Source organism: Pseudomonas sp. MF09150 (assembly GCF_059862355.1).
Window position 1 is genome coordinate 1,122,346 of record NZ_JCBCUS010000001.1, and the last position, 25,590, is coordinate 1,147,935.

A 25,590-nucleotide genomic window follows, 5' to 3' on the forward strand; every position below is an offset into this window, starting at 1 on the left:
CGTCGATGCAGTCCCACACCCTCACGCCAAACATTGAATGTGGAGCCTTACATGGATACTTACCCCACTGGAACCCATCTGGTTGTCGGTCGAGGCGTGTACACCCACCACGGGATTTACGTCGGTAGAAAGCGTGTAATCCATTATTCCGGCATGGCCTCGGGCATCGACAAGGGCTGCATCGAGTCCACCAGCCTTGCGGCGTTCTGCCAGGACAAGAAACCGCGGATCAGAACCTACAAGAAAACCTATTTCAGCGGCCCCGCCATTTGCCGGCGTGCGCGCTCCCGACTGGGTGAAGATCAGTACAACATCCTGTTCAACAACTGCGAGCACTTTGCCAATTGGTGCGTCACCGACCTGCACAGCAGCGCGCAGGTCGAGGCCGCGAGCATGCGTGTCGGCGCGGCGCTGGCCTCGCAGCTGTTTACACGCAAAGCCGCCGAGGATGCGGCGAAGCAGGCAGTAACCTCATTGGCCGCCAAGGGGACAACGGCCGCTGCGCGCAATCTGATTACCGGGCAAGCGAGCAAAACCATCGCCAATCAGGCTGCTCGCTCCCTGGTCGGCCAAACCCTGGCCAGGGGCGCTGTAGGCACCGCAACCGGCCTGATCGGCACGGGCGGCGTTTCCGGCCTGGCCGCCACAGGGCTTGGCGCAGCAGGCATTGCCAGCGGCGCGGCGCTCGCCCCGGCCGTTGCAACCATTGCGTTGGCGGCGGGCGCGGCCTACGCGGCCGGTCGACTCTGGGATTGGTTGGTGGATTGAACGCGGGCGGTGCCCGATGCCGAATTGGGTGGTTGAATAGGCGGCTTTTTTCAGAACCCGCACCGAGGGCAGCGCCCCATCACCCCTGGTGCCCCTCATTAAGGACGATGCATGTCACTGATTTCGCAACGCGTAGAGCTCGCACGCCATGGAGCCAACGATAAAGTCATTTGCCGGATGCCCTCGGGCTGGGCGGTCATGGGCGATGTGCAGTTCCTGCCGGGCTATTGCCTGCTGTTGCCCGACCCGGTCGTCGCCAGCCTGAACGACCTGAGTATCGAGGCCCGCACCGCCTATCTGCTGGACATGGCGCGCATGGGGGACGCGGTGTTGGCGGCCACCGGCGCCCTGCGCATGAACTATGAAATCCTCGGCAACTCCGAGCCCGAACTGCATTGCCATATTTTCCCCCGCTACGCCTCGGAGCCGGAACAGAAGCGCAAGATGCCGGCCTGGTTCTACGACTGGAAAACCGCCATTCCCTACGCCGAGGAAACCCACGGCGACTTGCGCAAGCAAATCGCCCACCTGCTGCAAGCGTCGAACCCAAGCGCCTGAGCAGCCTGCTCGGCCCTCACCCTGCCCGACTGAACGGCGCAGTGACCCGCCCCGCCAAGGTGATTACAATCGCCGGCTTTTTGCAGCAAGGACCGGCTCATGCAACGCATCGTGATTTTGGGCAACTCCGGCAGCGGCAAATCGACCCTGGCGCGAACATTGGGCGCGCGCCTGGGCCTTCCCGTGGTGCACCTGGATACGCTGTTCTGGGAGGCCGGCTGGGTCGAACCGGATGCCGAGACATTTCGCACCAGGGTCCGCCAGGCGGTGGCGGCGGACGCCTGGGTGTGTGAAGGCAACTATGCGCGACGCACCTTCGACCTGCGGCTGCCCCGCGCCGACCTGATCATCTGGCTCGACACGCCGCGCCTGACCTGCTGGCGTCGGGTGCTGTTGCGCAGCCTGTTGAACCGCCCGCGGTCCGATCTTCCGGCAGGCTGCAGCGAGAAGCTGGACCGGGAGTTCCTGGGCTTTCTGAATTACGTGTGGAATTTTGATCGGCGCCAACGGCCCGGGATCGAAGCCGCGCGCCAGGCCATCGGCCCAGGCATTCCGGTGGTTCGCCTGCGGGGTACCCGGCAGATTCGCCAGTACCTGGCGGGCCTGCCCAGCCGTGCCTCGTCGACGGCCACCGCGAATCGCTGAAACGCCCTGGGTACCGGGCCTGGACCCGTTCCGCAGGCGTGCCGCACGGGTTGTACACAAAAAACGGTTAAAGATTTACCCCGCTCGGGCCGACATAACAGTGATAGCACTTGGCCACGCAGTTTATTTTTCGGCCATTTGCGCTGCCCTCCCCGCTGATGGTTGTCGTCATGAAAATAAAAAATAAGCTCGTGCTTGCGTTCGTCTCAGTCGCCTTTATCCCGGTCAGCCTGGTGGCGCTGATTTCCGTGCTCAACACCCGGACCCAGGCGGTGGATCAATTCATCGATGGCAGCACCCGGGAAATTCGCCAGATTGACGGCAATATCCGGCAGTTTTTCGACGCCAGCCAGCAGAACGTCGATCAGATGGCGGCCGATCCTGTATACACCTCGGTGGCCAGCCTGAAGGACTACCAGGCCGCCGATGCCGCCAGCCAGCCCCTGCCTGAAGCGGCCCGACAGGTCATCGAGCAGTTTGCGCGCTTTGGCAAGACCCACCCGGCGGCGGCGATCCTGTCCATCGGCCTGGAGGACGGCACCTACGCCAAATGGCCGGACGACCCGCAACTGGCCAAGTACGACCCGCGTGCACGTCCGTGGTACAAGGCCGCCATGGCCAGCCCGGGGCAAACCGTGCGCACCCCCGCCTATTACTACGACAAGGACGATGTGGCCCTGGTCGGCACCGCCCGGGCCCTGCTCGACAACGCCGGCAAAGCCAAGGGCGTGTTCGTGGTCAGCGTCTCCCTGAAAAACCTCACGGAACTGGTCAAGAGCATCAAGCTCGGCGAAAGCGGCTACGTGATGCTGATCGAAGACGGCACCGTGCTGGTCGACCCGCGCGACGCCAAGCACAGCTTCAAGCAGCTCAAGGACCTGGGCGCGGCCTATGCGCACCTGGCGGCCACCCCGCAGGGCTCCACCGAGGTGGAAATCGATGGCGTGCGCTACATGGCCAATATCTGGACGTCACCGGGCCTGGGCTGGCGCTACATCGGCCTGATCGAGTACAGCGAAGTCATGGCTGCGGCGACGCGCATGACCTACCTCACCGCCATTATCGTGGTGGTGCTGGCACTGATCTTCGCCCTGCTGGCGGCGGCGTTCTCCAAAGTCATCGTCAAGCCCATCGGCCAGGTCAGCACCGGCTTGCAGTCCATCGCCCAGGGCGAGGGCGACCTGCGCCGGGACCTGGTGGTCCAGGGCAAGGACGAAACCGCGGAACTGGCCGGCTGGTTCAACAAGTTCCTGGCCGCCATCCGCCAACTGATCCAGCACATCGGCGCCGCCTCGACCAATCTGCAGGATGCGTCCCGGGTCAACAGCGAGGTGGCCCACAACATGAACGACGCCGCCGGGCGTCAGCGTGAGGCGGTGGAGCTGGTGTCCACGGCCTTCAACGAAATGGTCGCCACCGCCAACGAAGTGGCCCGCTCGTGCAGCAATGCCGCCGAATCCGCCGAGAGTGGGCACCGTCGGGTGGCCGAGGGCAAACAGCAGATCGAGCTGACCACGGAAAACGTCAACCGCCTGGGCAGCCGCCTGACCGAGTCTTCCCAAGCCATGGTCGAACTGGAAGCCGGTAGCCGCAGCATCAACCAGATCCTCGGCACCATCCGCGCCATCGCCGAACAGACCAACCTGCTGGCCTTGAACGCGGCCATCGAGGCCGCTCGGGCCGGCGATCAAGGGCGCGGCTTTGCGGTGGTGGCCGACGAGGTGCGGGCCCTGGCCAAGCGCACCTCCGACTCCACCGGGGAAATCGACCAACTGCTGGGCACCCTCGGCAGCAAGACCCAGGAAGTCTCGCAGAAGATGGAAAGCTGCCTCGACCTGTCCCGCGCCAGCGTGTCGTCCATCGAAAACGCCCGTGACAGCTTTGAAGGCATCCAGCTGTCGGTCAATGAAATCAGGGACCAGAACCTGCAAATCTCCGCCGCCGCCGAGGAACAGCACAGCGTTGCCGAAGAGATCAACCGGCACATCCAGCAGATCTACGACGAAGCACAACTGGTGGAAACCCTGGCCCATTCGGCGCAGGAAGACTCGGGCCGGCTGTCGCAACTCTCGGAAGAGTTGAATGGCCTGGTGGGGCGGTTCAAGTCGTAGGTTGCCCTTCCCCCGGTCACCGGCGGGTGCTGCAAAACGTGCCTGATCATCAGGCATCGGTTGCAGGGCCGCCGGCTCCTCCTGCTGAACGCCTGCGAACGCAAGCCATGTAACTCAGCACAGATTTCGTCCGTCATATTCCTGTTGCGCGATCCCCGGCTCTCGCCCCATGCCGCCCATTCCCTGGGCCGACATAGGCGCAGAGCCTGGAAACCGGCTCGCCTGCGCATGATTTCCAGCAGCCGAACCGAGGCCTGAAGTGCTCATGCCTCGGATTATGCGCCGCTGTTCAAGGCCTACTGAAAGCGCCCGGCAGCGGCAGTAAAAAGCGAATTTTCAAGGAGCAACACATGGGTTTTCTCACGGGCAAACGCGTTCTGATCGTCGGTGTCGCCAGCAAGTTATCCATTGCATCGGGCATTGCCGCGGCCATGCATCGCGAAGGCGCCGAGCTGGCCTTCACCTACCAGAACGAAAAGCTTCGCGGGCGCGTGGAGGAGTTCGCCACTGAGTGGGGCTCCAACCCGGGGCTGTGCTTCCCGTGCGATGTGGCCAGCGATGAGGAGATCGCCCAGGTCTTCGAAAAGCTGGGCCAGCAATGGGATGCACTGGACTGCATCGTGCACTCGGTGGGCTTTGCGCCTGGCGACCAGTTGGACGGCGACTTCACCGAAGCCACCACCCGCGATGGCTTCCGCATTGCCCACGACATCAGCGCCTACAGCTTTATCGCCCTGGCGAAGGCCGGGCGGCCGATGATGAAGGGCCGTAACGGTAGCCTGTTGACCCTGTCTTACCTGGGCGCCGAGCGCACCATGCCCAACTACAACGTCATGGGCATGGCCAAGGCCAGCCTGGAAGCCGGCGTGCGCTACCTGGCCGGCAGCCTCGGCCCGGAAGGCACCCGCGTCAACGCGGTATCGGCGGGCCCGATCCGCACCCTCGCCGCTTCCGGGATCAAGAACTTCCGCAAAATGCTCGCCGCCAACGAAGCGCAAACGCCTCTGCGGCGCAATGTGACCATCGAAGAAGTCGGCAACGCCGGTGCCTTCCTCTGCTCGGACCTGGCCTCGGGTATCAGCGGGGAAATCATGTACGTGGATGGCGGGTTCAACACCACGGCCATGGGCAACCTGGACGATTGACCCAAGGGATGTGCCGCTTCAGGTGGAAGCGGCATTCCCGTCAGGCACGTGGCATGCCTGATCGCGCGGTGCCTGGATTGAGGGCGCCGGGCGCCCCAGCGGGAGCAAGCTCCCTCGCCACAGAAGCCCTGCCCAACCCTACCTAGAAGTTCGCCGGCGTATTCGCGCTGATGATTTCCGCCTCATCCTGCCCGATATTGCGAAACCTGTGGGGCAAGGTGGTGGGGAAGTAATAGCCATCCCCCGGATTCAATATGCTGACCTGGCCATCGACGGTGAGCTCGACGGTGCCACGGGTGACAAGACCGCACTCCTCGCCTTCGGCATGCACGATCGGTTCTTCGCCGGAGCTGGCGCCGGGGGCGTATTGCTCCCGCAGAAAGCGCATCTGGCGGCTGGGGATCGGTGCGCCCACCAACAGCAGGCGCAGGCCGTCGCGGCCCAGGTCGGGCTGTTCGTTGGCGCGGAAGATGTATTGGTGTTCCCGTGGCGGCTGGTCGAAGGTGAAAAAGTCCGCCAGGGACATGGGGATGCTTTCCAGCAGCTTTTTCAGGGAGCTGACGGAGGGGCTGACGCGATTCTGTTCGATCAGGGAGATGGTGGCGTTGGTCACGCCGCTACGACGGGCCAGCTCGCGCTGGGAGAGTTTGTAGCTTTCGCGAACGAGTTTGAGTCGGGTGCCCGTGTCCATAACAGCCTTATGTGAGAGGAACTTAAGGGTATTTTGCGGCGGTTGGGTCGCGAACTTCGCGATTTGGCTGCCCCTGGAGCCTGAAAGGCGGCTATTTAAACATGTTTGACACAGGTGCTGTAAAGACTGGCGATGAGGGGAATGACGGGGGGATTTCGGGCTGGGTTGGCGCGGGCTACAGCCCCCTGAAACCCTGCCTTTTTGTGGTGAGGGAGCTTGCTCCCGCTCGGCCGCGAAGCGGTCGTCAATCAGGCGCACGGGTTGTTTGGATTGATCGCGGTCGCCGGGTTTGGGAGGGCTACGCCCTCCAGCGGGAGCAAGCTCCCTCGCCACAGGAAGCGCTCAGCACTGGAGGGCGGTGGCGTCAGATACCGAAGCGGTCGCGCAGGGCGTAGTAGGCGGCGCCCATGGCCGTCAGCGGGGCCTGGAAGGTACGGCCGCCGAACATCGGCATGTGCGGCAGGGAGGCAAAGGCGTCGAAGCGTTCGGCGTCACCACGGATCACTTCGCTGATCAGCTTGCCTGCCAAATGCGAACAGGTGACACCGTGCCCGCTGTAGCCCTGCATGTAGTAGGCGTTCTTTTCGATACGGCCAAATTGCGGCATGCGCGACATGGTCAGCAGGAAGTTGCCGGTCCAGCGGTAGTCGATCTTGACGTCTTTCAGCTGCGGGAAGGTCTTGAGGATCTTCGGCCGGATCAGTTGCTCGATGTCGTCCGGCTCGCGGGCGCCATAGACCACGCCACCGCCATACAGCAGCCGGTTATCAGCGGTCAGGCGATAGTAGTCGAGCAGGTAATTGCAGTCTTCGACGCAGTAATTGTTAGTGATCAGGCTGCGCGCGACTTTTTCCGACAGCGGCTCGGTGACCACGATCTGCGAACCGCAAGGCATGCTTTTGCGGGTCACCCGTGGGTCGAGGTTTTGCGGCAGGTAGGCATTGCCGGCGATCAGCAGGTACTTGGCCCGGACCACGCCCTTGGCCGTACGCACCACGTTGGGTTCGCCGTAGGTGATTTCCTCGGCCGCCGATTGCTCGAAGATCTTGCCGCCCAGACCGATGATGGCGCTGGCTTCACCCAGGGCCAGGTTCAGCGGGTGGACGTGGCCGCCCTGCTTGTCCAGCAGACCCCCAACGTAGTTGTCACAGCCCACTTCACGCGCCATGTCCTTGGCATCGAGCAGCTGCAGATTGCGGTTGCCGTAGCGCTCCCAGCTGCTTTTCTGTTCAGCCAGGCCCTTGAGCTGCTTTTTGTTCAGCGCGGCGAAGATCCCGCCCGGGCGGTAGTCGCACTGGATGTCGCAGTGCTGGATGCGCTGGCGAATGATATCGGCGCCTTCGAACATCATGCTGCCGAGGATTTCGGCGCTCTTTTCACCGTAGCGCTGTTCGATCACATCCACGTCACGGCTGTAGGAGTTGACCAGTTGCCCGCCGTTGCGCCCGCTGGCGCCGAAGCCGACCTTGGCCGCTTCGAGCACGGTGACGCTGTAGCCGGCTTCAGCCAGGAACAGCGCCGACGACAGGCCGGTATAACCGGCGCCAATCACACAGACATCGCACTCCACCAGCTCTTCAAGCACGGGGAATTCGCCGGTGTGGTTGCGGGTCGCGGCGTAGTAGCTGTTTACATGAGGTTGCATGGTTCGGACTCCCGGGCGACTGGCCGGCGCAGGCCGGCAATCGCCGTTGTTATTAGGGCTTAGAGCTTGATCCAGGTGGCTTTGAGCTCGGTGTACTTGTCAAAGGCGTGCAGCGACTTGTCGCGGCCATTGCCCGACTGCTTGAAGCCGCCGAACGGCGCGGTCATGTCGCCGCCGTCATACTGGTTGACCCACACGCTGCCGGCGCGCAGGCCCCGGGCGAAGCGGTGGGCGCGGCTGAGGTTGGCGGTCCACACCGCAGCCGCCAGGCCGAAGATGCTGTCGTTGGCGATCGCCAGCGCTTCTTCTTCGGTGTCGAAGCTGATCAGCGACAACACCGGGCCGAAGATTTCTTCGCGGGCGATGGTCATGGCGTTGGTCACGCCGTCGAAAATCGTCGGCTCCACGTACTGCCCGCCCGTGTCCTGCAGGGTGCGCTGGCCGCCGACCAATAGCTGGGCGCCCTGCTCCTTGCCGATCTCGATATAGCGCAATACGTTGTCCAGTTGCCGCTGATCGACCACCGCGCCGACCTTGGTCGCCGGGTCCAGGGGGTGCCCCGGCTTCCAGGCCTGGAGCGCTTGCACCAGTAACGGAATAAATGCCTCGCGGATCGAGCGCTGCACCAGCAGCCGCGAACCGGCCACGCAGACTTCGCCCTGGTTGAAGGCAATCCCGGCCGCTGCCGCTTCTGCTGCGGCGCGCAGGTCCGGGGCATCGGCGAACACCACGTTGGGGCTCTTGCCGCCAGCCTCCAGCCACACCCGCTTCATATTGCTCTGGCCGGAATACGCCAGCAGTTGCTTGGCCACTCCGGTGGAACCGGTAAAGGCCAGCACGTCCACATCCATATGCAGGGCCAGGGCCTTGCCGACGGTGTGGCCGTAGCCCGGCAGCACGTTGAACACGCCTGGGGGAATGCCGGCCTCAAGTGCCAGCCGGGCCAGGCGAATGGCGGTCAACGGCGACTTTTCCGAAGGCTTGAGGATGAACGAGTTACCCGCCGCCAGGGCCGGAGCGAACTTCCAGCTGGCCATGATCATCGGGAAATTCCACGGCACGATGGCTGCCACCACGCCGCAGGGTTCCCGCGTGATCAGGCCCAACTGGTCGTGGGGCGTGGGCGCCACTTCGTCGTAGAGCTTGTCGATGGCCTCGGCGCTCCAGCGGATCGCGTTGGCGGTGGCCGGCACGTCGATGGCCATGGAATCGCCGATCGGCTTGCCCATGTCCAGGGTTTCCAGGAGCGCCAGTTCTTCCTGATTCTCGAGGATCAGCTCGGCGAACCGGAGCAGCACCCGCTTGCGCGCCGCCGGGGCTTGCAAGCGCCAGACCCCGGATTCGAACGCCCGGCGTGCAGCGCCCACCGCCGCGTCGGCGTCGGCGGTATCGGTGCTGGCGACCCGGGCCAGAAACCGCCCGTCCACCGGGCTGATGCTGTCAAAGGTCTCGCCGCTTTCGGCCCAGCGGTACTCGCCGTCGATAAAGGCCCGGCCTTCAAGGCTCAGGGACTGGAAGTGCTGCTCCCAGTCATTGCGATGCTTGGTCATATGCAGTGCTCAACGCAAAAAGTGGGAGGGCCGTCAGACCGTGTGCAGGTACCAGTTGTACTCAAGGTCGGAAATCGAATTCTCGAACTCGGCCAGCTCACTTTCCTTGCACGCCACAAACACGTCGATGTACAGCGGGTCGATGTACCTGGCCATGACTTCGCTGTCGTCCAGCTCGCGCAGGGCGTCACGCAGGTTGTTGGGCAGGCTTTGCTCGTTCTGCTCGTAGGAGTTGCCTTCGACCGGCGCCCCCGGCTCGATCTTGTTGGTCAGGCCGTGGTGGATACCGGCCAGTACCGAGGCCATCAGCAGATAGGGGTTGGCGTCGGCGCCGGCCACTCGGTGCTCGATGCGCACGGCATCCGCCGAACCGGTCGGCACGCGCACGGCCACGGTGCGGTTGTCGATGCCCCAGCTCGGCGAGTTCGGCACATAGAACTGCGCACCGAAACGGCGGTAGGAGTTGACGTTGGGGCAGAGGAACGCCATCTGCGCCGGCAGGGTTTCCAGCACGCCGCCGATGGCGTGGCGCAGGGCGTCGTTGGTCTCGGGGTCTTCGCTGGCGAAGATGTTGTTGCCCTTTTTGTCGAGGATCGAGATGTGCACGTGCAAGCCATTACCGGCCTGGCCCGGGTAGGGCTTGGCCATAAAGGTGGTGTCCATCTCGTGGTCGTAGGCGATGTTTTTCACCAGGCGCTTGAGCAGTACCGCGTAGTCGCAGGCCTTGATCGGGTCGCTGACGTGGTGCAGGTTGACCTCGAACTGCGCCGGGGCGCTTTCCTTGACGATGGCGTCGGCGGGGATGCCCTGCTCTTTCGCGCCTTCAAGGATGTCTTGCAGGCAATCGACGTATTCGTCGAGGTCATCGATCAGGTAGACCTGGGTCGAATGCGGGCGCTTGCCGGAGATGGGCGAGCGCGGCGCTTGCGGGCGACCGTTCACGTTGTCCTGGTCGATCAGGTAGAACTCCAGCTCGAACGCGGCGCAGATAGTCAGGCCCAGTTCGTCGAACTTGCTCACCACCTGACGCAGCACTTCCCGCGGGTCGGCGAAGAACGGCTGGCCTTCGAGTTCATGCATGGTCATTAACAGCTGCGCGGTGGGGCGCTTCTGCCAGGGCTCGATGCTCAGGGTGTCCGGGATCGGGTAGCAGATGCGGTCGGAGTCGCCGATGTCCAGGCCCAGGCCGGTGCTTTCCACGGTGGAGCCGTTGATGTCCAGGGCGAACAACGAGGCCGGGAGGTTGATGCCTTTTTCGTACACCTTGTGCAGCGCGGTGCGTTCGATGCGCTTGCCGCGCACCACGCCGTTCATGTCTGCAATCAGCAGATCGACGTACAGGACCTCAGGGTGTTTTTTCAGAAAGGCGTTGGCTTCGTTGAGCTGAACGGCACGCAGTGGGACCGACATGATGCACCTATTGTGTTAATTATTATGTTCAAATCTGTTTCGTGACAGCAGTCAATCCGAAAGGGAAAGTGAAGTCAATAGCGAACACCTGAGGTGTTTCGTTAATTATATTGACACCAATCAGGCCGATACAGGGTGCACACCCCGCTAATCAACCTGATCACGCCATGCGGTGTTTATAATTTTTTACAGGAAAGTTGTTAATTAAAATCAACGAGGATAAGCTCTGGAAAAACTCGTTCCAGCGTGAATTTCGAGGTGATAAAAATGGCACTCAAGCCATTGATCGGTGTTACTGCGTGCGTCAAAGAGATTGGCCTGCACCCCTACCATGTCAGCGGCGACAAGTACTTGCGTGCTGTCAGCGTCGCGGCCCTGGGGCTGCCGGTGATCATCCCTTCCCTGGCGGACCTCTGCGAGATCAAGGATCTGCTGCGCTACGTCGATGGCCTGCTGTTTACCGGCTCGCCATCCAATGTCGAACCCTTCCACTATCAAGGCACTCCCAGCGCGCCGGGCACCGCCCATGACCCGCAGCGTGACGCCACCACCCTGCCCCTGTTGCGGGCGGCGGTGGAGGCCGGCGTGCCGGTCCTCGGTATCTGCCGCGGCTTCCAGGAAATGAACGTGGCCTTTGGCGGCAGCCTGCACCAGAAGGTGCATGAACTGCCGGGCTATATGGACCACCGCGAAGCCGACGACCCGCGCCTTGAAGTCCAGTACGCCCCGGCGCACCCGGTGGCGATCCAGCCCGGCGGTGCGTTCGAGGCCATGGGCCTGGCCGGCGAGATCCAGGTCAACTCGATCCACAGCCAGGGCATCGACCGCCTGGGCGATGGCCTGCGGGTCGAGGCCGTGGCCCCGGATGGCCTGATCGAAGCCGTTTCCGTGGAGCACAGCCAGGCGTTTGCCTTCGGCGTGCAGTGGCACCCGGAATGGCAGGTCCTGTCGAACCCGGCCTACCTGAGCATTTTCCAGGCCTTTGGCGATGCCTGCCGGCACCGTGCCGCGCAGCGTCAGCGCCTTTAACCCAAGGCAGCCCGCACAGGGTTGCAAGCACCCGAGTCACCGATTGACACGCCCTGCCCACCCGGCGCGCGCACTTCCGTGCGCCCGTCGTGCGGCGTGAACGGCAATACCTGAACAACAACAAGCAAGGCCAGGCAGCCAGGACGGCGGCGCCGAATAAACCTGCACAGCACTGACGGTGCAGGTTTGCAATCAACCTCATTAAGTCAGGCCGCATTGGCCCGACGACCTGTTGGGAGTTTCACATGGCAAACGCCTCCAGCATTTATCGCAAGGCTCTGGAAGGTCATCAGCAACCACAAAAGGTGCTGGTGAAGATCGACCGCGTAACCAAGAAGTTCGATGAAACCGTGGCCGTGGACGATGTGTCCCTGGAGATCCACCAGGGCGAGATCTTCGCCCTGCTGGGCGGCTCCGGTTCCGGCAAGTCCACCCTGCTGCGCATGCTCGCCGGTTTCGAACGGCCCACCGAAGGCCGCATCCTGCTGGATGGCGTGGACATCACCGATATGCCGCCCTATGAGCGGCCGATCAACATGATGTTCCAGTCCTATGCCCTGTTCCCGCACATGACCGTGGCCCAGAACATCGCCTTCGGCCTCAAGCAGGATCGCCTGCCGGCCAGCGAGATCGAAGCCCGGGTCGAGGAAATGCTCAAGCTGGTGCACATGACCCAGTACGCCCGGCGCAAACCCCACCAGCTCTCCGGCGGCCAGCGCCAGCGCGTGGCCCTGGCCCGCTCCCTGGCCAAGCGCCCGAAACTGCTGCTGCTCGACGAACCCATGGGCGCCCTGGATAAAAAGCTGCGCTCGCAGATGCAACTGGAGCTGGTGGAGATCATCGAACGCGTGGGCGTGACCTGCGTGATGGTGACCCACGATCAGGAAGAGGCCATGACCATGGCCCAGCGCATCGCCATCATGCACCTGGGCTGGATCGCCCAGATCGGCAGCCCGGTGGACATCTACGAAGCCCCGGTGAGCCGTCTGGTGTGCGAGTTCATCGGCAACGTGAATGCCTTCGACGGCACCGTGGTCGAAGACCTCGAAGGCCACGCCATCATCCACTGCCCCGAGCTGGAACAGCCGATCTACGTCGGCCACGGGGTCAGCACCTCGGTGCAGGACAAGTCGGTGACCTACGCCATCCGCCCGGAAAAAATGCTGGTCAGCACCGTCAAACCCGAGAACAGCTACAACTGGTCCCAGGGCAAGGTGCATGACATCGCCTACCTCGGCGGCCACTCGGTGTTCTACGTCGAGCTGCCCAGCGGCAAGATCGTCCAGTCGTTCATGGCCAACGCCGAACGCCGTGGCGCCCGGCCGACCTGGGACGACACCGTATACGTGTGGTGGGAAGACGACAGCGGCGTGGTACTGCGGGCATGAGTACTTCGACCATGAGCACTTTCAATCAGGCGTTGATCCGTGTGCTGCCCAGCGGTCGCAAGCTGGTGATCGGCATTCCCTTCCTCTGGCTGTTCCTGTTTTTCATGCTGCCGTTCTTCCTGGTGATGAAAATCAGCTTCTCCGAAGCGGCGGTGGCGATTCCGCCCTACTCGGAGATCTACAGCTTCGTCGACCAGAAACTCCAGGTGCTGCTGAACCTGGGCAACTACAGCCTGCTGGGCGCCGACGAGTTGTACATCTCGGCCTACCTGGGCTCGCTGAAGATCGCCCTGCTCAGCACCCTGATGTGCCTGGCGATCGGCTTTCCCATGGCCTATGCGATTTCCAAGGCGCGCAAGGAAGCGCAAAACGTGTTGCTGCTGCTGATCATGATGCCGACCTGGACCGCGATCCTGATCCGCGTCTATGCCTGGATGGGCATCCTCAGCAACAACGGCCTGCTCAACGCCTTCCTGATGTGGAGCGGCCTGACCTCGAGCCCGATCGAAATCCTCAACACCAACACCGCGGTGTACATCGGCGTGGTCTACGCCTACCTGCCGTTCATGGTGCTGCCGCTGTACGCCAACCTGGTCAAGCACGACCAGAGCCTGCTGGAAGCGGCTTCGGACCTGGGCTCGAGCAACTTCAACAACTTCTGGAAAATCACCGTGCCCCTGGCCAAGAACGGCATCGTTGCCGGGTGCATGCTGGTGTTCATCCCGGTGGTCGGCGAGTTCGTGATCCCGGAACTGCTGGGCGGCCCGGAAACCCTGATGATCGGCCGCGTGCTGTGGCAGGAGTTCTTCAATAACCGTGACTGGCCGGTGGCGTCCGCCCTGGCGGTGGTGATGCTGGCGATCCTGATTATTCCCATCCTGCTGTTCAACCGCAGCCAGGCCAAAGAAATGGAGGCACGGGCATGAAGCGTTTCAGTTTTTCGACCCTGATGCTGGTGCTCGGCTTGTTGTTCATCTACCTGCCGATGCTGATTCTGGTGATCTACTCGTTCAACGCCTCCAAGCTGGTGACGGTCTGGGGCGGCTGGTCGTTCAAGTGGTACCTGGGCCTGCTCGACAACACCCAATTGATGGGCTCGGTGGCGCGCTCCCTGGAGATTGCCTGCTACACCGCCGTGGCCGCCGTGGCCCTGGGCACCCTCGCCGCCTTCGTGCTGACCCGGGTCACCCGCTTCAAGGGCCGGACCCTGTTCGGCGGCCTGGTGACGGCGCCCCTGGTGATGCCCGAAGTGATCACCGGCCTGTCGCTGTTACTGCTGTTCGTGGCCATGGCACAGATGATCGGCTGGCCTATGGAACGCGGGCTGGTGACCATCTGGATCGCCCACACCACGTTCTGCGCCGCCTATGTTGCGGTAGTGGTCTCGGCGCGCCTGCGGGAGCTGGACCTGTCCATCGAAGAAGCCGCCATGGACCTCGGTGCGCGGCCATTCAAGGTGTTTTTCCTGATCACAATCCCTATGATCGCGCCCTCGCTCGCGGCGGGCGGCATGATGTCGTTCGCCCTGTCCCTGGATGACCTGGTGCTGGCCAGTTTCGTTTCCGGGCCCGGCTCCACCACCCTGCCGATGGAGGTGTTCTCCGCCGTGCGCCTGGGGGTCAAGCCGGAGATCAACGCCGTGGCCAGCCTGATTCTGTTGGCGGTGTCCCTGGTGACCTTCATGGTCTGGTACTTCAGCCGCAAGGCCGAAGCCAACCGCAAGCGGGCGATCCAGGAAGCCATGGAGCAGACCGCCAGCGAAACCTGGCAGGCGCAACCCAAGCAGCCACAACGAACGCCAGCGACGGCCTAGGCCGTCGCGTTTTACCCCACAACAAGAAATGGAGTTGGATGCATGAAAAGGTTTGGCAGGACTCTGCTCACACTGTCCCTGTTGGGCGCCATGGCTGGCGGCGCCCAGGCCGACGACAAGGTGCTGCGCGTCTATAACTGGTCGGACTACATCGCCCCCGACACCCTGAAAAAGTTCGAGGCCGAGACGGGCATCCACGTCACCTACGACGTTTTCGACAGCAATGAAACCCTGGAAGCGCGGCTGCTGGCCGGCAAGTCGGGCTACGACATCGTGGTCCCGTCCAACAGCTTCCTGGCCAAGCAGATCAAGGCCGGGGTCTACCAGCCCCTGGACAAGTCCAAGCTCCCCAACTGGAAGAACCTGAACCCGGTGCTGCTGAAAAACGCCGCCGCCAGCGACCCCGACAACGCCCATGCCTTCCCGTACATGTGGGGCTCGATCGGCATCGGCTACAACCCGGAAAAAGTCCGCCAGGCATTGGGCACCGACGCGCCGCTGAACTCCTGGGACCTGCTGTTCAAACCCGAGAACGCCGAGAAGCTCAAGGCCTGCGGCATCAGCTTCCTCGACTCGCCGACCGAAATGCTGCCCGCGGCCCTGCACTACCTGGGTTTCCCGGTGAACTCCCAGGACAAACAGCAGATCGCCCAGGCTCAGGACGTGTTCATGAAGATCCGCCCTTCGGTGGCGTACTTCCATTCGTCCAAGTACATCTCGGACCTGGCCAACGGCAATATCTGCGTGGCCGTGGGCTACTCCGGCGACGTGCTGCAAGCCCGCGCCCGGGCTGAAGAAGCCAACAACGGGGTGAAGATCGACTACAGCATTCCCAAAGAAGGCGCCGGCAGCTTCTACGATATGGTGGCCATCCCCCGGGACGCGAGCAACGTCGACAACGCCTATGCCTTCATGAACTTTCTGATGCGCCCGGACATCATCGCCGAGGTCACCAACAGCGTCGGCTACAGCAACGCCAACGCGGCGGCCACGCCCCTGGTGGACGAAGCGATCCGCAACGACCCGGCGTCCTACCCGCCTCAGGAAGTGCTCGCCACCCTGTACGCGATCCCCGATCAGCCCATCACCGTGCAGCGCCTGATGACCCGTGGCTGGACCAAGGTCAAGCTCGGCAAATAACCCCGGCGCGCCAGCACTCGGCGCGCCCCTCACTTCCGTTCCCGTCGCGCCTTACCACCGCGACCTTTGTTGCGAACGGCTTCACCCGGCCCCCCTCGGTTGGGGTGAACCCCTTGGCGCCTTCACTGCCCGCGTGAAAACCACTGCGTTTTCACACGGTCTGTCAGGGCGCCTTTTTTGCGTTCAACTGACACTGCCCAGCCGCGCGCGCCGCCAGGGAGCGAAGGTCAGGACACTGAACAGCGCCAGCCCGCAGACGCTCAAGCCGCCGTACAGCATCACCCAGCCAAAGCCATGGGCCAGGGCCGCCTGCGCCGAACCACCGGCCAGCCACGGCAAGCCCTCAAGCGCACCCTGGCCGGCGGCGATCTGCTCCGCCCAAAGGTGCACTTGCCCGGCATCCAGCACGCCGCTCAGGTGACGCTGCAGATAGGCGCCGACCCCGGCCACCAGGATCAGGCCCATCAAGGCGATATTCAGCGCCAGGGAAATCATCCGCGCACTCATGTCGATGCCCGAGGCCATGCCCGCACGCTCGGCAGGCACCGAACCGGTGGTGGTGTTGGTGACCGGGGTATTGGTGATGCCCAGGCCGATCCCCGCCAGCAAGGCGCCGGGCAGTATCGCCAGGTCATTGACCGCTGCCCACTGGCTGGCACCGTACATCGCCACAAACCCCAGGCCGATGCAGGACAACCCCAGGGGGATCACCCGGCCGGGTTCGAAGCGAAGGGCCAGGCGCTCGCCCACCGGAGGAAAGACCAGGGTCGGCAAGGTATAGGCCAGCAGCGCCAGGCCGCTGTGCAGGCTGTCGTAGCCCAGGGCGCTGTGAAAGTAGATCGGCAGGTAGATCATGAAGGGCCAGAAACTGAAGTTCATGCCCATGGACCCCAGCAACGCCCCGCAGAAGCGACGGTTGCGCAACACCTCCCGCTCGAACATCGGTTGCGGGCTGCGGCGCTCGGCGCGGACAAAGGCGGCGCAACAGGCCAGGGTTGCCAGGACCATGAGCACGGCGCCGGGGCGGCTCAGGCTCGAGCCCTGGGTCAGGAGAAACGCCAGGCCGAACACCGCCAGGGACAGCAGCACAATCCCCGCGCCATCCAGCTTGCCGGCCCGGGCCTGGCGCGATTCCTCCACCCCGCCCAAAGCCAGCCCCAGGGTCAGCAGCGCCAGAGGCCCGTGCACCAGGAAGATCCACGGCCAACTGGACAGCGCCAGGATCACCCCGCCGATGATCGGCCCAAACCCCAGGCCGATGCCAAACACCATGCCCCAGGCCGCGAAGGCCCGGCTGCGCTCCCGTCCCTGGCGAAACTGCTGGGACAGGATCGCCACCTGGGTGATCAGCATCGCGCCACCGGCCAGCCCCTGAAGCGCTCGACCGGCAATCAGCAGGTTCACGTCCTGCGCCAGGCCGCAGAGCAACGAGGCCAGGCCAAAGGCCAGGATACTCAGCACAAACACCCGCTTGCGCCCGAAGCGGTCGGCCAGGGCACCGGTGGCCATCAGCACCACGGTGCAGGCGATGGTGTAGGCGTTCATGATCCATTGCAGGTCCTTGAAATCACCCTGCAGGCGGCTTTCCAGGGCCGGGAGAATCACCGGCACGCTGGAGATTTCCAGGCCGAACATCAGCGCGGCCAGGCAGACCGCTGCCAGGGCCAGTGGGTTGGATGAAGGAGATGGTGACATCGAGTGGTTTCCAGAAAGAGGGTCGGCAGGTTTCAGCCGCTGGCGACTGCGGGCTCAAGTCTGGGCAAGCCCGCTTGATGACGGAAATGATTAAATTTTGTAGGATCCAGTAATTCCCATCATGAATGGCAGCCTGCCTTGAATATCGATCCCACCCTGCTGCGGGCCTTGGTTGCGGTCCATGAATGCGGCGGCTTCACCCGCGCCGGCAAACGCCTGAACCTCACCCAGTCGGCAGTCAGCCATCAGATCCGCCGCCTGGAAGAGCAACTGGGCCAACCCCTGCTGCTGCGCACCACCCGGCGCCTGAGCCTGACCGAAGACGGCCAGGACGTGCTGCAGCACGCACAGCAGATCCTGGCCTCCCTGGATGCCCTGGCGCGGCGCTTCCAGCCTTCGCGACTGGGCGGCGTGGTGCGCTTCGGCGTCCCCGAAACCTTTATGGGCGAGCGTCTGCCGCCGCTGCTTTGCCAGTTCTCCCGGGCCTTTCCCGAGGTGCGCCTGGACGTCAGCGTCGGCACCTACCTCGACCTGCGCAAAATGCTCAAGGCCGGGGAACTGGACCTGGCGGTGGTGCTTTCGGAGACGGGGCGGCGGGACAGCGGCGAAGTGCTGCGCAGTGCCCGCTTCGTCTGGGTCGCCGCCGAGCACTTCGACTTGGCCCCGGGGGCCTCCTTGCCCCTGGCCCTGGCGCCGGCACCCTGCGTCAACCGCCAGATCGGCCTCGACGCCCTGGGCGCAAGCGCCGGCAGCTGGCACCTGGCGTTCAGCTCGCCCAGCCAGGAAGGCATTCGCAATGCGGTGCTCGCCGGCCTCGGGGTGACCGTGCAAATGGCCAGCGACCTGCGCCCGGGCCTGCGCATTGTCGACGGCGAATACGGCCTGCCGATGCTGCCCGGGGCGCGCTTCCTGCTGGCCTGGAGCAGCGGCGAGAAGAGCGCGGCGGCCGAGGCGTTCGGCCAGTTGCTGGTGCACAACGCCGAGCCCCAGGCCCGAGGCATATCGGTGGCGAGGGAGACTGCGCCCTAGCCTGCGCAAGCTGCCAGCCCACAGAAGTGGTATTTTTCCCCGCGTCTGCCATGGCTAAGGGGCATGAAGCCCGAAGCCGCCATTTTTCAGGGAGCCGTACCGATGAAGTCACCCGTTCACCCTTGCCCGCTGCCCAGTGACTCCAGCATCGCCGCCCTGGCCGCCGGCGCGACTTTCATCGATTGCCGCCAGACCCTGGCGACTGATCCCGAACGCACCGCCATGCGCCATGTGCTGAACCTGATGAGCCAGACGCCGGCCTGGATCGACCACCTGATGAGCCTGCGCAACCGCGTGGTGCAGCTGTTCGGCCTCAAGGACCTGGGGCGCCTGACCCGTATCGACCTGTCCCGCCCCGACGAGGATTACCAGCCCGGCGACCGGGTCGGCATCTTCACCCTGATCTCCCAGCGCCCCGACGAGGTGCTGGTGGTGGACCGCGACAAACATCTGGATGTGCACCTGTCGCTGAACCTTCTGCCACTGACCGCCGATGGCCAACGGCCGGTGGTGCTGTCCACCGTGGTACACCCGCACAACTGGCTGGGGCGCCTGTACATGCTGCCGGTGGCGCCGTTTCACCGGATCATCGCGCCTATAACCCTGTCCGCCATCAATCGCCGCTGAACCTCCCTGTCCAAGGATTTTTGCCGTGCATACACCCGATTTCGATGTTGTTGTCGTAGGCCTGGGCGCCATGGGCGCCGCTACCCTGTACCAACTGGCCAAGCGCGGGGTGAAGGTGCTCGGCATCGACCGGTTCACCCCGCCCCACGACCTGGGTTCCAGCCATGGCGACACGCGCATCACCCGCCAGGCGGTGGGCGAAGGCGCGGCCTATGTGCCGCTGGCGATACGCTCGCAGCAGATCTGGCGCGAGCTGGAAAGCGAGCTGGATGTGCAACTGTTCGAACAGTGTGGGGTGCTGGTGATGACCTCCAGCGCCACCGCGCCCGCCGCCGACAGCGCCGCAGACTTCACCGAACACAGCATCGAGCTGGCGCGGCGCAACGGCATCGAGCATGAGGTGCTGGACGCGGCGCAGATTCGCCAGCGGTTCCCGCAGTTCGCGCCGATCCACGACAGTGCCCTGGGCTACTTCGAGCCCGGCGGCGGATATGTGCGCCCCGAACGTTGCATCGAGGCACAACTGACCCGCGCCCAAGCCCTCGGGGCGACCTGGATCGGCGGCGAAACCGTGATGGCGCTGGCCAACGAAGACGGCCTGGTGCGGATCACCAGCCAAGGCCGCAGCGTGACGGCGGGCAAGGCCATTGTCTGTGCCGGCATGTGGTCAAGCGAGCTGCTGGGGGCACCGTTCGACCAGTTGCTGCGGGTCTGCCGGCAAACCCTGTACTGGTTCAAGCTCGCGCAACCGACGCCCTTCGCCCCGCGCTCGCCGAGTTTTATCATCCACGGCGCCAGCGAGGCCGAGACCTGCTACGGCTTTCCGCCGGTTCCCGGGGAAGGCAGCATGAAAATCGCCACCGAGCAGTACAGCGCCACCTCGCTGCCGGACACCCTGGATCGCCAGGTCAGCAGCGCCGAGGCCGAGCAGATGTACCGCCATCTGGTGGCGGTCAATTTCACCGGGGTCACCCCGCAGTTGGTGAAGTCGGCGGTCTGCGCCTACACCGTGACCCCGGATTCGGGCTTTATCATCGACCAGCACCCGCGCCTGGCCAATGTCACGGTGGTCAGCGCCTGCTCCGGGCATGGCTTCAAGCACTCGGCGGCCATCGGCGAAGCCCTGGCTCAACGCTGTGTCGATGGCCGCGGCGATGTCGACCTGAGCGCCTTCAGCTTGCAGCGCTTCAGCAGCGGGCAGGCGCTATGAGCGGCTAAAAGCGCCGATCTTTGGGCTATTGGGCAAAAACAGCCTGGGTACGGCGTTTTTTCGTGCTTGGGCGACGCATTCAACCTTGCCGGTTGGGCCAGTCTCTACGATTCTGTAGGAACCCCTGCGGGCGATGCGTCGTCGTTCCAGGCACAACAACAGGAGCGCCCCATGAAGAGCGTCGCGCAATTACTCAAGCTGAAGGCCCAACACAACCAGAAAGTCCACACCATCGCGCCCCACCAGATGGTGCTGGAGGCCCTGATGCTGATGGCGGAAAAAAACGTCGGCGCCCTGCCGGTCCTGGAAAACGGCGTGGTCGTGGGGGTCATCAGTGAGCGCGACTACGCGCGCAAGCTGGTGTTGCACGGGCGGTCCTCGGTTGGCACCCCAGTCAGCGCAATCATGAGTTCGCCGGTGATCACCGTGGACTCGCACCAGAGCGTAGAGACCTGCATGGGCATCATGACCGACAGCCATCTGCGGCACTTGCCGGTGGTGGAGAACGGGCAGTTGCTGGGCCTGCTGTCCATCGGCGACCTGGTCAAGGAAGCCATCGCCGAACAGGCCGACCTGATCCGCCAGCTGGAGCAATACATCCGTGGCGAATAGCCCGTAGCCCCTGCCCCAGTCTCGGGCTGCGCTCGGACGTTGGCCCTGATCGATGCCGAAGATGCACCTGACACACCTCCGGCATCCTCCAGGGCCAGCGCAGCCTCGTGCCTCGGCAGCGGCTACAGGCGTATGACGTAGGGCATCGTTTAACAGCCTGAAACAGTTAATCCCCCCGATTCACCCGTTCAGCGCCTGTGCCCTGTCTGCGCGCCAGGGCTTGCAGCGCGCGGCATGCAGGCCACTTGCATCCCCGGCGAAGCATTCGCCAACACCTGCGTGGCCGGGAATATCCCCCATTTGCCCTCGTAGCCCGGTAACATCGCGCACACTTTTATGACCACTTAATGACTGGAACCCTCTTTGTGAATTTCATTCGTCACGGGTTGCAACACCCCCGCGCCGCGCTTATCGCCCTGATCGGCTGGGTGCTGGTCCTGCCCCTGGTCCTGCGCGCCGTGCTGGGCTGGTCCGAACCCCTGGGCTACGTCTCCGACCTGGCCATCGGCAGCCTGCTGGTGGTCACGCTGCATCGCCGGCCCTGGTGGCTGGCGCTGCCCGTGCTGCTGGTGTGGAGCCTGTTTACCCTGTCCACCGCCGAGCTGGTCACCGCTGTCGGCCGGTTGCCGACGCCGGCAGACCTGCACTACCTGATCGACCCGCAATTCCTGGGCAACTCCACCGGCGGCGGTATGTCCCAGCCCTGGATCGGCGTCGCCCTGCTCCTGGCCCTGGGCCTGTGGCTGGCCACCCGCTGGGCCGGCCGGGCCCATGCCGCCCCGCCCTTGCCGCGCTACAGCGGCTGCGTGCCGGTGCTGCTGTTGATCGCCCATTGGGGCACCCAGAACCTGCAGCCGTCCGAGGCTGACCAGTGGCGCCTGTTCAACCTGCCCCATCAACTGCTGGCCGCCGGTGTCGGTGAACTCCAGACCCGCGCCGAAGACTGGCTCGAAGGCGATATCGCCGATATCCCTCCACAGATGGCCGGGCTGACCCAGCTCGACCTGCAAGGGGAAAAACTGCTGGCGGCCCCGGGCCGGGCACGCAACGTATTGATCATTGCCCTGGAAGGCATCCCTGGGGCCTACATCGGCGCCAATCGCCAGGCGCTGCACAGCAGCTACCAGGAAAACCTCATGCCCAACCTCAGCCGCTGGGCCGAGCGCGGCATGAACACCCCGGACTACGTGCTGCACACCCACCAGACCATTCGCGGCCTGTACGCCATGCTCTGCGGCGACTACGACAAACTCGACAACGGCACGCCCAAGGGTGTGGAAATGCTCACCCAGAGCGAGCGCAACCAGGCCTGCCTGCCGGCCCAACTGCGCAAGAACGGCTTCGCCACCCACTACCTGCAGGGTGCGGGCCTGCGGTTCATGGCCAAGGACCAGATCATGCCGCACATCGGCTTTGCCGCGACCCACGGGCTGGAGTGGTTCAAGAACGACAACTACCTGGAATTTCCCTGGGGCAAGGACGACAAGGCCTTTTTCGAAGGCGCCCTGGATTACGTCGGCCAGCTGAAAAAACAGAAAAAGCCCTGGATGCTGACGCTGCTCACCGTCGGCACCCACCAGCCCTACTCCGCCCCCGACGACTACCTGCAACGCTACGACAGCCCCAAGCAGGCCGCCGTGGGTTACCTGGATGACGCCCTGGAACAGTTCCTCAGCGGCCTGGAACGCAAAGGCGTGCTCAAGGACACCCTGGTGGTGATCACCTCGGACGAATCCCACGGCATCGACGGCGTACGCCTGGCCTCTTCCTGGGGGTTCAACCTGACCCTGGCACCGGAGCAGGCGCAACTGCCGAGGATCAAGTCCGGGGTCTACGGGCATGTGGACCTGAGCGCATCGATCCTCGACTACTTCGCCTTGCCGGTGCCCTCCGCCCTCAGCGGCCGTTCGCTGTTTCGCGAGTACAGCAGCGGGCGCGAGATCATGTCCTACACCAACGGCAAGCTGCGCTACCACGATGGCCTGGGCACCCTGACCGAGTGCGACTTCCAGCAGCGCTGCCGCTACTACGCCAGCCCCGGCTTTATCGCCGAGCGCGCCACCCTGCTGGGGCAGTACGGCGGCCAGCGCGCGCGCCTGATCAGCGCCCGGGCCACGGCCCTGGACGGCACCCTGCTGCGCACGCCGTTGAACCAGCACTACCAGTTCGGCAGCCCGGCGGTGATCCCGTTGCAGGCGCAGATCAAGGATGACTGGGCCGACAACCTGATCGGCGCCCAGTACCTGGAAATGCCCAAGGGCTCGCAGACCAGCGTGCGCCTCAAGGTGCGCTCCCTGGACCCGCAACAAAACGCCTACATCCTGCTCAAGGCCAAGGAACTGGAGCAGGATGTGCAACTGGGCCTGCCGGACGGCGAGATGCTGGTGACTCCGGACCAGCCCCTGGAACTGGACTTCCGCTTCGCCAACCCGGAGTCGCGCAAAGCGTTCTCCTTCCACCTGCTGGGCTATGGCCATGGCGCCATTGAAGTCAGTGATTTCAGCGTGGTGACCGAAGTGCCCGGGCAGGAAGAAGCCCTGGACGATGTGCCGGACGACCACGTCGCCCAATCCAGTTGAGCCGCCGCCGTTGCCGCGCACCTCGACGCCGCGGCAACGGCATCACCACCTCGCCTCAGCCCCTGCCGCCACAGTGCTGCGAGCGCGCCCTGCGCCAGCTGCCGCCCCCACCGTTACCTGCTGAAACAACTGCGCCGGCCATTCCGGCAATTAAAATTACCTGTACATGAAACTTTTTTTGTACAGCTTAAGTCCGACCGTTGATGTCATTTAAATATCAATAAGCCATCACTTGGCGCCCGCTGTGGCAGGCGCCCGTGACTTCTTCGGCCAACGGTTCAGGAACCACCTCCCATGTTTTCCAATCTGAGCATTTCGCAAAAGCTGTATGCAGGTTTCGGCCTGGTCCTGCTGATTATCCTGGTCCTGGTGCTCTCGGCGTTGCGCGGCTTCGATCAGGTCAGCAGCAGCGTCAAAAGCAACATCCACAGCTACGAAGTGATGAACGAATCCGGGTCCCTGCTGCGCAGCCTGATCAATATCGAAACCGGCGTGCGCGGTTTTGCCCTGAGCGGCCAGGAGAGTTTCCTGCAACCCTTGCAGGACGGTGAAAAAGCCTTCGCCGAGTATTACGCCCGCATCAAGAGCAGCACCGCCGACAACCCGGCGCAGCAGTCGCGCCTGGAGCGCATCAAGGTCCTGCACGATCAGTGGATGCAGGACGATATCCAGAGCCACCTCAACCTGCGGCGTGCGGTGACCGCCGGCACCCAGCCGCTGTCGGCGCTGCTCGAGCAGATCGCCGCCGGCCGCGACAAGGCCAAGATGGATGGCATGCGCCAGCTGATCAGTGAACTGCGCGACGACGAACGAGCACTGCTGGAGAGCCGCTCCACCGCCATGGTCGAGGCCAAGCGCTCGGCTCTGGTGATCCTGATCGGCGGCGGCCTGGCTGCGGCAGTCCTGGCGCTGCTGGTGGCCTGGTCGCTGTCGTCGAACCTGGTGGGGCGCATCCGCCAGGCGGTGGACGTGGCCAAGGCGATTGCCGACGGGCGCCTGGACAGCAGCATCGCCAGCAGCGGCAAGGATGAAGTCAGCAACCTGCTCAGCGCCTTCGCCGTGATGCAGGAACGCCTGCGGAGCATGATCACCGGCATCAAGCAAGGCGCCGATCAGTTGGTGGTCGCGTCCCAGAGTATCTCCAGCGCCTCGACCCAGCTCTCGGCGTCGGCCCATGAACAATCCCACTCGGCCTCGTCCATGGCGGCCACGGTGGAAGAACTGACGGTCAGCATCAACCACGTGGCCGACAACGCCGGCGAAGCCCACGCCATGTCCAGCGACTCGGGGCGCCAGTCCGAGGAAGGCGGCAGCGTGATCCAGGACACCCTGGCCAGCATGCGTCTGATTGCCGACACGGTGCAGTCCTCGGCAACCCAGATCGCTGAACTGGACCAGCACTCCGAGCAGATTTCCAGCATTGTCAGCGTGATCAAGGGCATCGCCGAGCAGACCAACCTGCTGGCCCTCAACGCCGCCATCGAGGCCGCCCGCGCCGGCGAACAGGGCCGCGGGTTCGCCGTGGTGGCCGACGAAGTGCGGCTGCTGGCGCAACGCACCGCCAACTCGACCCAGGAAATCACCGAGATGATCAAGAAAATCCAGGTCGGCACCCGGGATGCCGTCACTCAGATGGACGTGGGGGTGGAGCAGGTGAAGACCGGGGTCGAACTGGCGCAGCAGGCCGGGGAAGCCATCGTCAATATCCGCCAGTCTTCAGGCAGCGTGGTGCGGGTGGTGGATCAGATCTCCCTGGCCCTGCGCGAACAGACCGCCGCCAGCCAGGACGTGGCGCGCAACGTCGAGCGCATCGCCCAGATGTCCCAACAGAACAGCCAGGCCGTGGAGGAAACCACCGCGACCGCGCGCTCGCTGCAGCAGTTGGCACAGAACCTCGAACAGCAGGTGAATGTGTTCCGCCTGTAAACCCGCCGGACCCAGCGCT

Annotated in this window: 21 protein-coding genes and 1 pseudogene; 17 read left to right on the forward strand and 5 right to left on the reverse strand. The window is 64.0% G+C overall.

The genetic code is table 11. The annotated features are described in order from the left end of the window. Positions 1-51: 51 nt before the first annotated feature. The 6 genes and pseudogenes from AC19YX_RS04670 (at position 52) to fabI (ending at position 5,227) form a co-directional block, all read left to right on the forward strand. Positions 52-768 carry a lecithin retinol acyltransferase family protein gene (locus tag AC19YX_RS04670; protein WP_078472635.1) on the forward strand — a complete coding sequence of 239 codons (717 nt, stop codon included), beginning with the start codon at positions 52-54 and terminating at the stop codon, positions 766-768. Positions 769-879: 111 nt separating this feature from the next. Continuing rightward, entirely contained in the window at positions 880-1,326 is a 447-nt protein-coding gene (locus tag AC19YX_RS04675) for an HIT family protein (RefSeq protein WP_500605769.1), read from the forward strand. A 99-nt stretch (positions 1,327-1,425) separates the two neighbouring features. Beyond that, positions 1,426-1,971: a P-loop NTPase family protein gene (locus tag AC19YX_RS04680; RefSeq protein ID WP_201130478.1), complete on the forward strand. Its 546-nt coding sequence runs from the start codon at positions 1,426-1,428 to the stop codon at positions 1,969-1,971. A gap of 170 nt (positions 1,972-2,141) precedes the next feature. Then, a pseudogene (locus tag AC19YX_RS04685) lies at positions 2,142-3,227 on the forward strand (cache domain-containing protein); the annotation flags it as partial. Between the two features lie 87 nt (positions 3,228-3,314). Then, positions 3,315-4,082: a methyl-accepting chemotaxis protein gene (locus tag AC19YX_RS04690; protein WP_500606134.1), complete on the forward strand. Its 768-nt coding sequence runs from the start codon at positions 3,315-3,317 to the stop codon at positions 4,080-4,082. Between the two features lie 350 nt (positions 4,083-4,432). Further along, a complete protein-coding gene (gene fabI, locus AC19YX_RS04695; protein ID WP_078472638.1) occupies positions 4,433-5,227 on the forward strand; it encodes an enoyl-ACP reductase FabI in 795 nt (264 codons plus the stop codon). A 142-nt stretch (positions 5,228-5,369) separates the two neighbouring features. On the opposite strand, the gene AC19YX_RS04700 is transcribed toward fabI, so the two are convergent. From AC19YX_RS04700 to AC19YX_RS04715, 4 genes are all read right to left on the reverse strand, one after another. After that, on the reverse strand, positions 5,370-5,918 hold the full coding sequence (locus tag AC19YX_RS04700) for a cupin domain-containing protein (protein WP_078472639.1): 549 nt from the start codon (positions 5,916-5,918) through the stop codon (positions 5,370-5,372). 364 nt (positions 5,919-6,282) lie between these two features. Then, the gene (locus AC19YX_RS04705) at positions 6,283-7,563 is read right to left on the reverse strand and encodes an NAD(P)/FAD-dependent oxidoreductase (RefSeq protein WP_500605770.1); all 1,281 of its coding nucleotides are present in this window, start codon (positions 7,561-7,563) and stop codon (positions 6,283-6,285) included. A 59-nt stretch (positions 7,564-7,622) separates the two neighbouring features. After that, complete coding sequence (locus AC19YX_RS04710) at positions 7,623-9,113, reverse strand: aldehyde dehydrogenase (RefSeq protein WP_078472641.1); 1,491 nt, start codon at positions 9,111-9,113, stop codon at positions 7,623-7,625. 33 nt (positions 9,114-9,146) lie between these two features. Further along, positions 9,147-10,523 carry a glutamine synthetase family protein gene (locus AC19YX_RS04715; protein WP_078472642.1) on the reverse strand — a complete coding sequence of 459 codons (1,377 nt, stop codon included), beginning with the start codon at positions 10,521-10,523 and terminating at the stop codon, positions 9,147-9,149. 267 nt (positions 10,524-10,790) lie between these two features. Here AC19YX_RS04715 and AC19YX_RS04720 point away from each other — a divergent pair, with 267 nt between their 5' ends. The 5 genes from AC19YX_RS04720 to AC19YX_RS04740 all read left to right on the forward strand — a co-directional run bounded on the left by AC19YX_RS04720 (position 10,791) and on the right by AC19YX_RS04740 (position 15,893). Then, the gene (locus AC19YX_RS04720) at positions 10,791-11,552 is read left to right on the forward strand and encodes a gamma-glutamyl-gamma-aminobutyrate hydrolase family protein (RefSeq protein WP_078472643.1); all 762 of its coding nucleotides are present in this window, start codon (positions 10,791-10,793) and stop codon (positions 11,550-11,552) included. Positions 11,553-11,797: 245 nt separating this feature from the next. After that, complete coding sequence (potA, locus tag AC19YX_RS04725; protein ID WP_078472644.1) at positions 11,798-12,940, forward strand: polyamine ABC transporter ATP-binding protein; 1,143 nt, start codon at positions 11,798-11,800, stop codon at positions 12,938-12,940. Between the two features lie 44 nt (positions 12,941-12,984). Next, positions 12,985-13,866: an ABC transporter permease subunit gene (locus AC19YX_RS04730; protein WP_161955769.1), complete on the forward strand. Its 882-nt coding sequence runs from the start codon at positions 12,985-12,987 to the stop codon at positions 13,864-13,866. Continuing rightward, positions 13,863-14,753 (forward strand): ABC transporter permease subunit, encoded by an 891-nt coding sequence (locus AC19YX_RS04735; protein WP_020298242.1) that lies wholly within the window; start codon positions 13,863-13,865, stop codon positions 14,751-14,753. Before AC19YX_RS04730 ends, AC19YX_RS04735 begins: the two co-directional genes overlap by 4 nt. A 42-nt stretch (positions 14,754-14,795) precedes the next feature. Further along, positions 14,796-15,893 (forward strand): polyamine ABC transporter substrate-binding protein, encoded by a 1,098-nt coding sequence (locus tag AC19YX_RS04740; protein ID WP_078472646.1) that lies wholly within the window; start codon positions 14,796-14,798, stop codon positions 15,891-15,893. Positions 15,894-16,076: 183 nt separating this feature from the next. On the opposite strand, the gene AC19YX_RS04745 is transcribed toward AC19YX_RS04740, so the two are convergent. Continuing rightward, the gene (locus AC19YX_RS04745) at positions 16,077-17,588 is read right to left on the reverse strand and encodes an MFS transporter (protein ID WP_500605771.1); all 1,512 of its coding nucleotides are present in this window, start codon (positions 17,586-17,588) and stop codon (positions 16,077-16,079) included. Between the two features lie 138 nt (positions 17,589-17,726). On the opposite strand from AC19YX_RS04745, the gene AC19YX_RS04750 reads away from it, so the two are divergent. The 6 genes from AC19YX_RS04750 to AC19YX_RS04775 all read left to right on the forward strand — a co-directional run bounded on the left by AC19YX_RS04750 (position 17,727) and on the right by AC19YX_RS04775 (position 25,571). After that, complete coding sequence (locus tag AC19YX_RS04750) at positions 17,727-18,617, forward strand: LysR family transcriptional regulator (RefSeq protein ID WP_500605772.1); 891 nt, start codon at positions 17,727-17,729, stop codon at positions 18,615-18,617. Positions 18,618-18,719: 102 nt separating this feature from the next. After that, positions 18,720-19,244 carry a DUF2867 domain-containing protein gene (locus AC19YX_RS04755; RefSeq protein WP_500605773.1) on the forward strand — a complete coding sequence of 175 codons (525 nt, stop codon included), beginning with the start codon at positions 18,720-18,722 and terminating at the stop codon, positions 19,242-19,244. A gap of 25 nt (positions 19,245-19,269) precedes the next feature. Then, positions 19,270-20,454, forward strand: coding sequence for an N-methyl-L-tryptophan oxidase (solA, locus tag AC19YX_RS04760; protein WP_500605774.1), 1,185 nt, complete (start codon positions 19,270-19,272; stop codon positions 20,452-20,454). 171 nt (positions 20,455-20,625) lie between these two features. Further along, positions 20,626-21,066 (forward strand): CBS domain-containing protein, encoded by a 441-nt coding sequence (locus tag AC19YX_RS04765; RefSeq protein ID WP_500605775.1) that lies wholly within the window; start codon positions 20,626-20,628, stop codon positions 21,064-21,066. A gap of 347 nt (positions 21,067-21,413) precedes the next feature. Further along, entirely contained in the window at positions 21,414-23,645 is a 2,232-nt protein-coding gene (locus AC19YX_RS04770; RefSeq protein ID WP_421547239.1) for an LTA synthase family protein, read from the forward strand. 294 nt (positions 23,646-23,939) lie between these two features. After that, on the forward strand, positions 23,940-25,571 hold the full coding sequence (locus AC19YX_RS04775; protein ID WP_078472652.1) for a methyl-accepting chemotaxis protein: 1,632 nt from the start codon (positions 23,940-23,942) through the stop codon (positions 25,569-25,571). Positions 25,572-25,590 lie beyond the last annotated feature (19 nt).